Origin of the sequence: Amycolatopsis regifaucium (genome assembly GCF_001613935.1) — a bacterium.
GTDB classification, from domain to species: domain Bacteria; phylum Actinomycetota; class Actinomycetes; order Mycobacteriales; family Pseudonocardiaceae; genus Amycolatopsis; species Amycolatopsis regifaucium.
The window spans coordinates 190,048-203,673 of record NZ_LQCI01000018.1 but is presented as its reverse complement, the minus strand read 5'-3'; the positions used below and the strand labels follow the sequence as shown (position 1 = coordinate 203,673).

The window sequence follows — 13,626 nt, the reverse complement described above, 5'->3', positions numbered from 1 at the left end:
ATGGCTCACCCCGCCGGCCCCCGCCACGCCGACGTCTACCCGCACGCCGACGCCTCGGGTTTCCCGCCTTCGACACCGGAGGAACTCGACAGGCTGTACCCGAAAGTCTGGCCCCGCAACACTTTTCGCGGCGGCGACGGTGTCGTGCGCATCGCGGGCGTCGACGTCCGCGAACTCGCCGAGAAGTACGGCACGCCGCTGTTCGTGGTCGACGAGGCCGACTTCAAGTCCCGTTGCGCCGACTACGCCGAAGCCTTCGACGACCCGGCGCTCGTGCACTACGCGTCCAAGGCGTTCCTGTCCATCGAGATCGCCCGCTGGGTGGCCGAGCAGGGACTGAGCCTGGACGTCTGCAGCGGCGGCGAACTCGCCGTGGCGCAGCGCGCGAACTTCCCGGCCGAGCGGATCACCTTCCACGGCAACAACAAATCGGTCGCGGAACTCGAAGCCGCCGTCGAGGCCGGTGTCGGCACGGTCGTGGTCGACTCCTATTACGAGATCGCGCGGCTCGCCGATGTCGCCGCCCGGCACGACATCGTCCAGAACGTGCTGATCCGGGTCACGGTCGGCGTCGAAGCGCACACCCACGAATTCATCGCGACCGCGCACGAGGACCAGAAGTTCGGTTTCTCGCTGGCTTCCGGCGACGCGGCCGAGGCCGTGCGCCGGGTGCTCAACGCGCCGTCGCTCAAGCTGATCGGCCTGCACAGCCACATCGGTTCGCAGATCTTCGACGCCGACGGTTTCGAGGTGGCGGCCCGCCGCGTGGTCGGCCTGCTGGCCGAACTCGCCAAGGAGCACGGCACCGATCTGCTCGACCAGCTGGCGATCGTCGACCTCGGCGGCGGTTTCGGTATCGCCTACACCGACAAGGACAACCCGCCGCCGCCCGCGCAGATGATCACGCAGATCCGCGAGATCGTCCGCAAGGAATGCGAGTACGCGGGCCTTCCGGTGCCGAAGATCGCCGGGGAACCGGGCCGCGCCATCGCCGGTCCCGGCACGATCACCCTGTACGAGGTCGGCACCATCAAGGACGTCTCGCTCGGCGACAAGGCCGCCCGGCGCTACGTCAGCGTGGACGGCGGGATGAGCGACAACATCCGCACCGCGCTCTACGACGCGGTGTACGACTGCCGTCTCGTTTCCCGCTCCGCCGACGACGACGGGGACGGCCAGGCCGCCGCCGCGCTGTCCCGGGTCGTGGGAAAACACTGTGAGTCCGGCGACATCGTCGTCCGGGACTGCTGGCTCCCCGACACTCTTGCTCCCGGCGACCTGCTCGCCGTGGCGGCCACCGGGGCGTACTGCTACTCGATGGCCAGCGGCTACAACCGGCAGCCGCGGCCCGCGGTGGTGGCCGTGCGCAACGGCGGCGCCCGGGTGCTGCTGCGGCGGGAGACGACGGACGACATGCTGCGCCTGGAGGTCTAGCAAGTGTCTACTGTGGACGGACGTGTGATCAGGGTCGCCCTGCTCGGTTGCGGGACGGTCGGTGGCGAGGTCGTCCGGCTGCTCACCGAGCAGGCCGACGAGCTCGCCGCCAGGGCCGGCGCCCGGGTGGAGCTGGCGGGTATCGCGGTCCGGCGCCCCGACAAGCACCCCGAGCTGCCGCCGGAACTGGTGACCTCCGACGTGACGAAGCTCGTCACCTCCGGCGAGGTCGACGTCGTCGTCGAACTGGTCGGCGGGATCGAACCGGTGCGGCAGTGGCTGCTCGACGCGCTCAAGGCCGGGAAATCCGTTGTCACGGCGAACAAGGCGCTGATGGCCGAACATTCCGCGGAATTGTTCGAGGCCGCAGACGCGTCCGGCGTGGATTTGTACTTCGAAGCGGCCGTGGCCGGGGCGATCCCGCTGCTGCGCCCGCTGCGCGAATCGCTGGCCGGTGACCGCATCACCCGCGTGATGGGCATCGTCAACGGCACCACCAACTTCATCCTCTCCGCGATGGACTCCACCGGCGCGGGCTACGCGGAAACGCTCGAAGAGGCCAGCAGGCTCGGATACGCCGAGGCGGACCCGACGGCCGACGTCGACGGCTACGACGCCGCCTCCAAGGCCGCGATCCTCGCCTCGCTCGCGTTCCACACCAGGGTCACCGCCTCCGACGTGCACCGCGAGGGCATCGCCGACGTCACCGCGTCGGACCTCGCCGCGGCGAAGGTGCTGGGCCGCACGGTGAAACTGCTCGCCATCTGCGAACGCGTCACCTCCGACGACGGCACCGAATCCGTTTCGGCGCGCGTGCATCCGGTGATGATCCCGCGTGACCACCAGCTCGCCGGGGTCGGCGGCGCGTACAACGCCGTCTACGTCGAGGCCGACGCCGCCGGTGAGCTGATGTTCTACGGTCAGGGCGCCGGTGGCGCGCCGACCGCGAGTGCCGTGCTCGGCGACCTCGTCGCGGTGGCTCGGAACCGGGTCGTCGGCGGCCGTGGCCCGCGCGAATCCGCGCACGCCGCGCTCCCGGTCAGGCCGATGGGCCAGACGCCGACGCGATACCACGTCAGTCTCGACGTCGCCGATCGAGCGGGCGTGCTCGCTCAGGTGGCGCAGGCGTTCGCCGGGCACGGGGTCAGCATCGCCGCGGTGCGGCAGCGGGACGCCAACGACACGGCCAGCCTGGTCGTCGTCACCCATCTGGCGCCGGACGCGGCATTGCGGTCCACTGTGGACGACATTGCCGAACTCGATGTGGTGAACCAGGTCGTCAGTGTGATGCGGGTGGAAGGCGAAGACCAGTGATTCCCCAACCATGGCCAGGAATCATCCAGGCCTACCCGGACCGGATCCCGGTCCCGTCCGGCGCGAAGGTGATCACCCTCGGCGAAGGCAACACCCCGTTGCTGCCCGCGCCGCACCTTTCGGAACTCACCGGCTGCGAGGTCTTCCTCAAGGTCGAAGGGGTGAACCCGACCGGGTCGTTCAAGGACCGCGGGATGACCGTCGCCATCACGCACGCGCTCGCCAGCGGGCTGCAGGCGGTCATCTGCGCCTCCACCGGCAACACCTCGGCGTCGGCCGCGGCCTACGCGGCGCGTGCCGGGCTCACCTGCGCGGTGCTGGTCCCGCAGGGCAAGATCGCGATGGGCAAGCTCGCCCAGGCGGTCGTGCACGGCGCGCGGATCCTGCAGGTGGACGGCAACTTCGACGACTGCCTCGAACTCGCGCGCAAGACCGCGATCGACTATCCGGTGACGCTGGTCAACTCGGTCAACCCAGTGCGCATCGCCGGCCAGAAGTCGGCCGCGTTCGAAATCTGCGACGCGCTCGGCCGGGCGCCCGACATCCACTGCCTCCCGGTCGGTAACGCGGGGAACATCACCGCTTACTGGGCGGGATATTCCGAGTACGCCGGGGACGGTGTGGTGAAGAACACGCCGCGGATGTTCGGCTTCCAGGCGGCCGGTGCCGCGCCGCTCGTGCACGGCGAACCGGTGGCCGATCCGGACACGATCGCGACCGCGATCCGCATCGGCAGCCCGGCGTCGTGGGACGCCGCGGTGAAGGCGAAGAACGCCTCCGCCGGGCTCTTCGAGGCCGTCACCGACGGGAAGATCCTGGAGGCGTACCGGCTGCTCGCCCGCAAGGAGGGCGTGTTCGTCGAGCCGGCCTCGGCGACCAGCGTCGCGGGCCTGCTCGCCACGGCCGCCGACGGCCGCCTGCCGAAGGGCTCGGTCGTCGTGTGCACCGTCACCGGGCACGGCCTCAAGGATCCGGCCACGGCGCTGGAGGGCAACGTCGAGGTCGAGCCGCTCGCCGTCGACCCGACGGCCGTCGCCGCCGCGCTGGACCTGCGATGACGCTGATCGAGGTCAAGGTCCCGGCGTCGTCGGCGAACCTCGGCCCGGGCTTCGACACGCTGGGGCTGGCGCTGGCGCTGTACGACAGGGTCGAACTCCGGATCGCCGACGCCGGGCTCAAGATCGAAGTGATCGACGATGGCGCCGGCGGCGTGGACGACGTCCCGACCGACGAAACGCACCTGGTCGTGCGGGCCTTCCGGCGTGGTTGCGAACAGCTCGGCCTCCGGCCGCCCGGCCTGCACCTGCGGTGCTTCAACGCCATCCCGCACGCCCGCGGCCTCGGCTCGTCGGCGGCCGCCGTCGTCACCGGGGTCGTGGCCGCGTATGCGCTGGCCGAGAAGGCTTTGGACGACGACGCGCTGCAGTTGGCGGCCGCGTTCGAGGGACACGCCGACAACGCCGCGGCGAGCCTGCTGGGCGGCTTCGTGGTCGCCTGGCAGGAGGGTGAACGGTTCCGCGCCGAACGGCTCCAGCCGCATCACGACATCCGGCCCGTGGTGGCGATCCCGGCGTCGCGCTCCTCGACGGACGCGACGCGCGGGCTGCTGCCCGACCGGGTCCCGCACGCCGACGCGGCGTTCACGGCGGGCCGCGCGGCACTCGCGGTCCACGCGCTCACCGCACGCCCGGACCTGTTGCTCTCCGCGACCGAAGATCGGCTCCATCAGCGGTACCGCGCGTCCGCGTACCCGGCGAGCAGCGAACTGGTGCGCGCGCTGCGGGCCGAAGGGGTGGCCGCGGCCATCTCCGGCGCCGGTCCGACCGTGCTCGCGCTGACCGCCGACGGAATACTCCCCGCCGCTGTCGACGTTACATCTTTCGACGTCACCGAGCTGCCGATCGATCCGGGCGGCGTTCAGGTTGCGGCTCAGTAAAGCCTCGGTCACGTGCAGGAGCGCCAGCCCGCCACGCGGGGGGTGGTTGTTGCACCCGGCGGTGGCGCGGTCTACCCTCGGGGGCGTTCGATCACCGTGCGTTTCCGCACCCGGTGCCGGTCCAGGTGACCAGTGACATCCCTGGCCCGCATCCTTCGTTGATCCGCCAGTTCCGTACTCCGTCTGGCAAGCGGGAGTGGCGGATGGACGCAGGCGGGTTCCCGGTTCCGGCGGTGCCGAATTCCGCTTCCTCCGTTTGGAGGACGCAAACCCCTGTGCTGGAGGCCTTCTAGCTGTGTTCAACACGGCCGAGGAGCTGATCGCCCGTATTGGGGGCCAGATACGCCGTTTCGCAATCGGACGCGAACGGCGGTCCGCTGATCCACCTGGAGGCGTGGATCGGTCAGGAAGGACATTTGTGAGCAACACCGATCTTTTGAGCGACGTCGAAGGTGGCGCCGCCGAGTCGAACGGCGTCGTCGCTCCCAAGCGCACGGTCGGCGGATTGACCGGCAAGACCGTCGCCGAACTGCGCTCGATCGCTGGGGACCTTGGCATCGGCGAGACCACGGGTATGCGTAAAGGCGACCTGATCGCGGCCATCCGCGAGCGTCAGGGCAAGACCAAGCGCAAGTCCCCCGCCGCGGCGAGCGAAACGCTTCCGCTCGAGGGGATCGATGCACCACGAAAGGCTCCGAAGGCCGAAGCGCCCAAGGCGGCCCCGAAGCAGGAGGCCCCCAAGGCCGAAGCGCCGAAGGCGGAAGCCGCCCCGGCCGAAGCCCCGCGCGTCGAAAAGGCGGAGAAGGTCTCGGAGAACGGCTCCGCGCCGGCCGCCGAGCGGCCCGCGCAGCAGGAGACCGGTCAGCAGGACGGTCAGCCGCAGCAGGAAGAGGGCGGCCGCAGCCGTCGTCGTCGCGGTTCCAACCGCGCCGCGGGTTCCCCCGAGCAGGGTGGTCAGCCGCGTGAACGCGGTGAACAGCGTGAGCGTGGCGAGCAGCGTGAGCGCGGGGACCGCAACGAGCGCGGCGACCGTGGTGAGCGTGGTGACCGCAACGACCGCAATGAGCGTGGCGACCGGGGTGAGCAGGGCGGCAACCGTCAGGGCAACCGCGACGGCAACCGGGAGAACCGGGGCCAGCGCAACCAGCAGGGCGGCCAGGACAACAGCCAGCGCCAGGGCCAGGGCCAGCAGAGCGACGACGACGAGGAAGGCGGCCGTCGCGGCCGTCGCTTCCGCGACCGTCGCCGCCGGGGTTCCGGCGGTGGCCGTGAACAGGGCGGTTCGCCCGACACCGAGATCCGCGAGGACGACGTCCTGCTGCCCGTCGCGGGCATCCTGGACGTGCTCGACAACTACGCGTTCGTGCGTACCTCGGGCTACCTCGCCGGGCCGAACGACGTGTACGTCTCGCTTTCGCTGGTCCGCAAGTACGGCCTGCGCCGCGGTGACGCCATCACCGGTGTCGTGCGCCAGCCGCGTGACGGCGAGCAGCAGCGGCAGAAGTTCAACCCGCTGGTGCGCGTCGACTCGATCAACGGACTGGAGCCGGACGAGGCCAAGCGCCGCCCCGACTTCACGAAGCTGACCCCGCTGTACCCGAACGAGCGGCTGCGCCTCGAGACCGAGTCGCACAAGCTCACCACCCGCGTCATCGACCTGGTGATGCCGGTCGGCAAGGGACAGCGTGCGCTGATCGTGTCGCCGCCGAAGGCCGGTAAGACCACGATCATGCAGGACATCGCGAACGCGATCTCCACGAACAACCCCGAGTGCCACCTGATGGTCGTCCTCGTCGACGAGCGTCCGGAAGAGGTCACCGACATGCAGCGGTCGGTGAAGGGAGAGGTCATCGCCTCGACCTTCGACCGTCCGCCGTCCGACCACACGTCGGTCGCGGAGCTGTCGATCGAACGGGCGAAGCGCCTGGTCGAAATGGGCCACGACGTCGTCGTGCTGCTCGACTCGATCACCCGCCTCGGCCGTGCGTACAACCTCGCGGCCCCGGCTTCCGGCCGGATCCTCTCCGGTGGTGTCGACTCGACCGCGCTCTTCCCGCCGAAGCGTTTCCTCGGCGCGGCGCGCAACATCGAGAACGGCGGCTCGCTCACGATCTTCGCCACGGCGATGGTCGAGACCGGGTCCACCGGTGACACGGTCATCTTCGAGGAGTTCAAGGGCACCGGTAACGCGGAGCTCAAGCTCGACCGGAAGATCGCCGAGCGCCGGGTGTTCCCCGCGGTGGACGTCAACCCGTCCGGTACCCGCAAGGAAGACCTGCTGCTCTCGCCGGACGAGCTCGCGGTCACCCACAAGCTGCACCGGGTGCTGCACGCGCTGGACTCGCAGCAGGCCATAGACCTGCTCATCTCGCGACTGCGCAAGACGAAGACCAACATCGAGTTCCTCATGCAGGTCTCGAAGACGGCCCTCGGCTCGAACGACGACGACTGATCTTTTCGATCTGGTAAGTACATGAAGGCCCCCTTCCTTGCGCCAGGCGCAAGGAAGGGGGCCTTCATGTACTTGAGGCTCAGCGGTGCGGAACCGCGGCAGGAGTCCAGCCGCGGTAGTTGTTGAAGTAGTGCACGCTCGAAGCGTGGCCGATCTTGCCGCCGATGCTGGAGGCGTAGATCCCGCCGGAGCCGTCCGCGATGCCGACGTGGCCCCACTGGCTGATGTTCCAGTAGACGAAGGCGCCCTTCGGCGGCGTCCCGGTCGTGTGCTTCGGGCTCGCGCCGTTCCAGTGCGCGTTGGCCGAGGCCCAGACGCCGGTGGTGCCGTAGGCGTTCTCGACGGCCTTCTCGCAGAGGCCCTGGTACGCGGTGGAGCCGGCGTGGTTCTTGAACCACTGGACGGCGCCGGCGGGCGTGCCGTCCCCGGCGCCCTGGATCGAGAGGTCGCCCTCGGGCACCGTGGTGAAGGTGCCGGCCGCCGGGTTGATGTCGGCCGCGCTGATGGTGGCGCCCGCATCGTGAGTGGCCGGAGCGGCTCCGGCCACCGGGGCCATGGCGAGAGCCGCGATGGCCAGCGCGGCGACGGACGCCGGCTTCGCCACCTTGGCAAGGATGGTGCGCATGAGCAGTACCTCCTGTTGAGGAATTACCAACATGAGGACCTTCGCGTGATCAAGTACAAATTTCGTACAACTCGATGTCGATAGTTGATGACTCAACGTGTTGGAATATGGCGGGGGAGGGGTGCGTTAACCTCACTGCCAGCGCATCTGGCAAAATCATCCGCTGAAGTCCGGCACCGGTTCACCCCACACTGGGGACCCGGGGCCAACGAGAGAGGACACCATGAAGAGCGGTATTCACCCCGAGTACGTTGTCACGCACGTGAACTGTGACTGCGGCAACGAATTCACCACGCGCAGCACCAAGACCTCCGGCAACCTCCACGTCGAGATCTGCTCGAACTGCCACCCGTTCTACACCGGCAAGCAGAAGCTCATGGACACCGGCGGCCGCGTCGCGCGCTTCGAGGCTCGCTACGGCAAGCGCAAGAAGGCCGAAGACGCCAAGTAGCTTGAACGACGGCGCCTACCCGCATGTCCGGGTAGGCGCCGTTTTTCATGGTTTCGCAGGCGTTCGCCTTGTCCGACGGCCGTAGAGAGGTGGAGTGGTGGATTCGAGTTCGCTGAAGGGTCTGCTCGAGGAGCACGCCCAGCTGGAGAAGCAGCTGGCCGACCCGTCCGTGCACGCCGACCAGGCGAGGGCACGCAAGCTCGGCCGCCGCTACGCGGAGCTGAGCCCGGTCGTGAAGACGATCCGCGAGCTCGACGCCGCCCGCGAAGACCTCGAAGCGGCGAAGGAACTCGCCTCGGAAGACGCTGCCTTCGCGGCCGAGGCCGAGGAGATCACCGCCAAGATCCCCGCTCTCGAGGCCAGGCTCTCCGAACTTCTCGTGCCGCGCGACCCGTACGACGGTTCCGACGTGGTCATGGAGATCAAATCGGGTGAAGGCGGCGAGGAGTCGGCGCTGTTCGCCGGCGACCTGCTGCGCATGTACCTGCGCTACGCCGAGCGTCACGGCTGGAAAGCCGAGGTCCTCGACTCGGTCGACTCGGACCTCGGGGGTTTCAAGGACGTCACCGTGTCCATCAAGAGCCGCTCGGCCGACGTCGACGGCGTCTGGGCCCGGCTGAAGTTCGAGGGCGGGGTGCACCGCGTGCAGCGCGTGCCCGCCACCGAATCGCAGGGCCGCATCCACACCTCCGCGTCCGGCGTGCTCATCTACCCCGAACCCGAGGACGTCGAGGTCGAGATCGACCCGAACGACCTGCGTATCGACGTCTACCGTTCGTCCGGCCCGGGTGGCCAGAGCGTGAACACGACCGACTCGGCGGTGCGCATCACGCATCTCCCGACCGGGGTGGTCGTCTCGTGCCAGAACGAGAAGTCGCAGATCCAGAACCGGGCCCGCGCCCTGCAGGTGCTGCAGGCCCGGCTGCAGGCGATCGCCGAGGAGGAGGCCGCCGCGAAGGCGTCGGACGCGCGCCGCTCGCAGGTCCGCACCGTTGACCGCTCCGAGCGGATCCGCACCTACAACTTCGCCGAGAACCGCATCGCCGACCACCGGGTGAACTACAAGGCCTACAACCTGGACCAGGTCCTCGACGGCGACCTCGACAACGTCCTGGACGCGCTCATCACCGCGGACCGCGAAGAACGACTCGCCGCCCACGGCGGCTGAGGTCGCTAGCCGGGTTCGGTGTGGAACGGGTCGTCTTCCAGGCCGGTGTGCACGGCCCGGACGGACATGCCCACGCCGGAGAGCTGACCGTTCACTTCGTTCGTGACCCGGCTCAGGGCTTCTTCACCGCTTTCTCCGGCTATGGCCGGGAATGCCGACAACAGCACCGCTTCGCAGGGGCCCGCGGCCGTCGTGATCCTGACCAGTGAAGCCGCGAGGTCCGTCGCGGGTCCGTCGCACAGGCGCACCGCGGCGCGCAAGTCGCCGGTGGGGACATAAAGGTGCACTCGTGAGATGACATCGGTCGCCGCGCGCGGGGTGAAGTCGTGCCGGGGAACGTACGTCGGTTCTCGGGGATCGGTACCGCCGACGGTCGCCATGAGCGAATAGAGGGTGAAGTCGTCGGCTTGCGTTTCGAAGGCGGTATAGCTTCCGTAAAGCCCTGTTCGCGGTGTCCCGTGGATTTCGAAGAATTCCGCGTTCAGTCCGAAATGGAACATCGCGGGCAGCGCGGCCCGGTGCAGGGTGTCGGTGAGTTCCTCGCCGTCCGCGGGCGGAGTGCGATAGCCGACGGAGAGCGTGTAGCCCGTCCAGCCGCCCGCCGGATCCGCCCGGCAGATCTCCAGTTCGGTGGCCTCGAACTCGTCGATGAGGCGTTCACCGACGGCCGTGGCCGCCGCGTAATCGTCCGTTTCGATATTCACGGACACCAGCGTGACGACCACTGTTTCCCGGAGATCCATGACTATTTCGCGGGCCCTTCGGCGACAACAGGTGCGTTCAGCCTACCGGTGGTGCGCGTGCCGGGACTTCGCACACGCGGTTTCGCCGGGAACCTCGCTTTGTCCTTGTCGCCGAATCCGGTCATCCGGACGTTGGGCATCCGCGCCGGTCCAGTACGGTTGCCGGGTACTGAATCGGCGGATTCGCGCAGAGCCGGGGACCGCACCTTGCCGGACATTCTTTAGTGGGGGCCTCTTTGCTGACTGAGGTTGTCGGGAGCGAGGCGGCGAAGTCTCCTCCTGTCGAACGAAGGCGATGGCCGCGTGCGGTCGTGATCGTCGGCGGGATCTTCCTGCTGAGCGCCGCCGTCGTCGCCAGGATCGGCCGGTTCGGGTTCAACCCGAGCGACCAGGGCTTCATCCTGGCGCAGAGCTGGCGTGTTCTCCACGGTGAGATTCCCCAGGTGGACGTCATGGCGCCGCGTCCCTTCGGGTCGGCATACCTGCATCTGGTGGACTATCTCGTTCCGGCGCCGCTGATGATCGGGTCCAGCTGGGTGATGATGGTCCAGCTGACCGTCTCGACCTTCGCGCTCGTCGCCTTCATGACCGGGACATCGCCGCTGGACTGGGGCCCGCTTCGGCTCGGTTTCGTCTTCGCCGCGGCGCTGATCAGCCTGAACACCTACCCGACGATGGCGTGGCATACCGTCGACGGCGTCTTCCTGGTCGCCGTCGGTCTGTGGCTGCTCGACGCGGGCCTGCGCTCCGGTACGAGGTGGCAGCGCTGGCTCGGACTGTTCTGCCTGGGATTCGCGGTCATCGTCAAGCAGAGCTTCATGTTCGCCGTTCCGGTGGGGCTGCTGATCCTGTTCTTCCACCCGGCGCGACGGTCGCAGGACGGTGGCCGCTGGCGCCGGATGGTCGTCGACGTCCTCGTGCTCGGTTCGGCGCCGTTGCTGTACTTCGGCATGATCACGCTCGCCGGCGGGCTGCCCTCGGCGATCGCTCAGCTGACCGGGAGCACCGGGGCGTGGGGAGAAGGGCTCTTCCAGTTCTGGACGGCGGATCTCGGCGGGCTGCGCGCCGACCCGCGGACCTATGTGCTGCCGGTCCTCGTGGGCATGGTGGTACTCGGGGTCGCCTGGTCGCTGCGCGCTCGGCTGGGCATCCCCGGGCTGGCGCTGCGCCTCGTGACAGCGGCCTGCGTGGTGGCGGTGGTCGTGTTCGTGCTGATCGACGGCGCTTTCGCGCATGCCGGTGCCTGGCAGCTCAAACTGCTCTGGATCTTCGCCGCCGCCGCCGTGCTGGACGCGGTGATCCGCAGACGGCTGCCGTGGCAGTACCTGCTCGTCGCGCTGCTGGGGTGGATGGCCAGCCTGTCCTGGGGTTATCCGCTGCCGGGATTGATCACCGGTGCTCTCGTGCTCGGCACGCTGGAGGTGGTGGCTCTGGCGGTACGCGATGAGCTGCCGAAGATCCGGGGAATCGCCGGCGGCGCGATCGGCGCGATCGTGCTGGGCCTCGTCGCGGTGCAGGTCGTCGCGGCACATGACAAGGCGCCGTACGCCGACCGGCCGCAGGGCGAGCTGACCCGCGCTCTCGGGGACGTGGTACCGACGATGCGCGGGGTACGAACGAACCCCAGTGTCCACACCTACGTCGCGCAGATCCGCGAGTGCATCGACCGCTATCCGGCCTCACGGGTGGCTGTCCTGCCCGACAACGCGTTCGTCGCGCCCGTGTTCGGGGTGCGGAATCCCTTGCCGATGGACTGGCCCGTCCCGATCGAGATGACCGGAGACGCTCCACTGAGGATGGTCGAGGCGGCGGAACGCCTCAATGGGGAAGGCGACTACCTCATTCTCTTCCAAACCGTCCTGACGGCTTCGCTGATCGATGCCAATCCCGTTCCCGCCGCCGTGGCCCCCGACGCGCACACCTTCGACTACACCCCTGTGGTGGAGCGAGTGCGTCAGACGCTGAACGGAGCCAGGGTCGGCTGCGGGAGTTTCGTCGGCTTCTGGGCGCCTCGCCGCTGAGCTCCCCGGTGGTTCAGCCCGGCGACCGGGGCTGAACCACCGCGGTGGGTTCGGGTGTTCCCTGCCGGAAGACGACCTTCTTGTACAACACGTAGTTCCACACCATGCCCACCGCGATCGCGCCCAGTTTCGGGATGAACACGTTGATTCCGGGGAACAGCTTGGTGACCGCGAAGATCACCGCGGCGTGCACGACCCACAGGCCGAACGCGGTCACGGCGAAGAACAGGATGGCCTGGCGGCGAATATCGCCGTCCTTCGCGCGGAAAGTGAAGTTCCGGTTGAGTGTGAAGCTCAGGAGCATGCCCGCCGTGGTCGAGATGAAGTTCGCGACGAAAATCGGGACGCCGAGTGTCGCCAGCAAGGCGTATCCGAGCGCGTCGATCGCCGTGTTGAGGATCCCGACGACGCCGAAGCGCACCTGGGTGCCGTTGATCGGCTTCACCGTGCGGTGTTTCCGGCCTCGGCGGACGCGAGATCGAGCGAGCCGGTGCGGACCGACGCGACGCCGTAGAGCGGCCGGTTCTGTACCTGTGAGTACGTCCGGCCGATGTAGCTGCCGAGCACGCCGAGCATGATGATCTGGATACCACCGAGGAAGAACATCGCGGCGGTGATGAAGGCCCAGCCCGGAACGGCGGTGGCGGGTGCGAAGAGCTTGACGCCGAGCACGTAGAGGATGCCGAGGAAGCTGAGCAGCGAGATCAGGTACCCGAGCCGGCTGATCATCCGCAGCGGCGCGACGGAGAAGCCGAGTATGCCGTCCGCGGCGAAGCGGAGCATCTTCCGCAGGGGATACCCGGTCACGCCCGCGTGCCGCTTGTCGCGGTCGAACAGGACGGCTGTCTGCTTGAAGCCGATGTAGCTGACCAGCCCGCGCAGGAATCGATCCCGTTCGCGGTACTTCCGCAGCTCGTCGACGACCTTGCGGTCGATCAGCCGGAAGTCGCCGGTGTTGCGGGGGATGTCGACCGACGCCACCTTCCGGAGCAACCAGTAGAAGGCGCCGGCGGTGAGCCTCTTGAACACCGAATCCTGGCGCGAGCGACGCTGCGCGTAGACGACGTCGAAGCCCTCTTCCCACTTCTCGATCAGCTCCAGCGCCACCCGCGGGGGGTCCTGCATGTCGCTGTCCATGATGATCGCGGCATCCGCGTCCACCAGGTCGAGCCCGGCGGTGACCGCCAGCTGGTGGCCGAAGTTGCGGGAAAGCTCGATCACGGTGACCCGGTCGTCGCGCTCGCTCAGCGCGGTGAGCAGATCCATCGAGTGATCGCTGCTGCCGTCGTCGATGTAGATGAAGCTGAAGTCGTATTCGTCGGCGAGCGGCGTGATCGTCTCCGCCACCGTGCGGTGGAGAAGTTCGATGTTCTCTTCCTCGTTGTAGATGGGGAAGATGAACGCGATCCGGCGTCTGTTGTGATCCGCGGGCACGGAATACCCCCTGCGACGTTTTTCGAGACAAGGCGGCGAGTGGGTCTC

Annotated in this window: 12 protein-coding genes; 8 read left to right on the top strand and 4 right to left on the bottom strand. The window is 68.4% G+C overall.

The features are described from left to right. From lysA to rho, 5 genes are all read left to right on the top strand, one after another. Positions 1 to 1,434 carry a diaminopimelate decarboxylase gene (lysA, locus tag AVL48_RS20645; RefSeq protein ID WP_061982303.1) on the top strand — a complete coding sequence of 478 codons (1,434 nt, stop codon included), beginning with the start codon at positions 1 to 3 and terminating at the stop codon, positions 1,432 to 1,434. 3 nt (positions 1,435 to 1,437) lie between these two features. Next, positions 1,438 to 2,748 carry a homoserine dehydrogenase gene (locus AVL48_RS20640; protein WP_061982302.1) on the top strand — a complete coding sequence of 437 codons (1,311 nt, stop codon included), beginning with the start codon at positions 1,438 to 1,440 and terminating at the stop codon, positions 2,746 to 2,748. Next, positions 2,745 to 3,806: a threonine synthase gene (gene thrC / locus AVL48_RS20635; RefSeq protein ID WP_061982301.1), complete on the top strand. Its 1,062-nt coding sequence runs from the start codon at positions 2,745 to 2,747 to the stop codon at positions 3,804 to 3,806. The genes AVL48_RS20640 and thrC overlap by 4 nt, the downstream gene beginning before the upstream one ends. After that, positions 3,803 to 4,684, top strand: coding sequence for a homoserine kinase (gene thrB, locus AVL48_RS20630; RefSeq protein ID WP_061982300.1), 882 nt, complete (start codon positions 3,803 to 3,805; stop codon positions 4,682 to 4,684). The genes thrC and thrB overlap by 4 nt, the downstream gene beginning before the upstream one ends. A gap of 418 nt (positions 4,685 to 5,102) precedes the next feature. Beyond that, positions 5,103 to 7,136 carry a transcription termination factor Rho gene (gene rho, locus AVL48_RS20625; RefSeq protein WP_061982299.1) on the top strand — a complete coding sequence of 678 codons (2,034 nt, stop codon included), beginning with the start codon at positions 5,103 to 5,105 and terminating at the stop codon, positions 7,134 to 7,136. Between the two features lie 79 nt (positions 7,137 to 7,215). Here the strand turns inward: rho and AVL48_RS20620 are convergent, their stop codons facing one another. Then, positions 7,216 to 7,761 (bottom strand): hypothetical protein, encoded by a 546-nt coding sequence (locus AVL48_RS20620; RefSeq protein ID WP_061982298.1) that lies wholly within the window; start codon positions 7,759 to 7,761, stop codon positions 7,216 to 7,218. 223 nt (positions 7,762 to 7,984) lie between these two features. Between AVL48_RS20620 and rpmE the strand changes: the two genes are divergently transcribed. Further along, a complete protein-coding gene (gene rpmE, locus AVL48_RS20615; protein ID WP_007028345.1) occupies positions 7,985 to 8,212 on the top strand; it encodes a 50S ribosomal protein L31 in 228 nt (75 codons plus the stop codon). Positions 8,213 to 8,309: 97 nt separating this feature from the next. Beyond that, entirely contained in the window at positions 8,310 to 9,380 is a 1,071-nt protein-coding gene (gene prfA / locus AVL48_RS20610; RefSeq protein ID WP_061982297.1) for a peptide chain release factor 1, read from the top strand. Positions 9,381 to 9,385: 5 nt separating this feature from the next. Here prfA and AVL48_RS20605 read toward each other — a convergent pair whose 3' ends face one another. Continuing rightward, entirely contained in the window at positions 9,386 to 10,084 is a 699-nt protein-coding gene (locus AVL48_RS20605) for a hypothetical protein (RefSeq protein WP_244162479.1), read from the bottom strand. A gap of 350 nt (positions 10,085 to 10,434) precedes the next feature. Here AVL48_RS20605 and AVL48_RS20595 point away from each other — a divergent pair, with 350 nt between their 5' ends. Further along, complete coding sequence (locus AVL48_RS20595) at positions 10,435 to 12,144, top strand: hypothetical protein (RefSeq protein WP_082857705.1); 1,710 nt, start codon at positions 10,435 to 10,437, stop codon at positions 12,142 to 12,144. 13 nt (positions 12,145 to 12,157) lie between these two features. On the opposite strand, the gene AVL48_RS20590 is transcribed toward AVL48_RS20595, so the two are convergent. Both AVL48_RS20590 and AVL48_RS20585 read right to left on the bottom strand, forming a co-directional pair. Beyond that, entirely contained in the window at positions 12,158 to 12,589 is a 432-nt protein-coding gene (locus AVL48_RS20590) for a GtrA family protein (protein ID WP_061982295.1), read from the bottom strand. Beyond that, the gene (locus tag AVL48_RS20585; protein WP_061982294.1) at positions 12,586 to 13,578 is read right to left on the bottom strand and encodes a glycosyltransferase family 2 protein; all 993 of its coding nucleotides are present in this window, start codon (positions 13,576 to 13,578) and stop codon (positions 12,586 to 12,588) included. Before AVL48_RS20585 ends, AVL48_RS20590 begins: the two co-directional genes overlap by 4 nt. Positions 13,579 to 13,626 lie beyond the last annotated feature (48 nt).

Coding starts and splice junctions, on each gene's coding strand:
- lysA (WP_061982303.1), top strand. CDS start 1: ATGGCTCACCCCGCCGGCCCCCGCCACGCCGACGTCTACCCGCACGCC.
- thrB (WP_061982300.1), top strand. CDS start 3,803: ATGACGCTGATCGAGGTCAAGGTCCCGGCGTCGTCGGCGAACCTCGGC.
- AVL48_RS20620 (WP_061982298.1), bottom strand. CDS start 7,761: ATGCGCACCATCCTTGCCAAGGTGGCGAAGCCGGCGTCCGTCGCCGCG.
- rpmE (WP_007028345.1), top strand. CDS start 7,985: ATGAAGAGCGGTATTCACCCCGAGTACGTTGTCACGCACGTGAACTGT.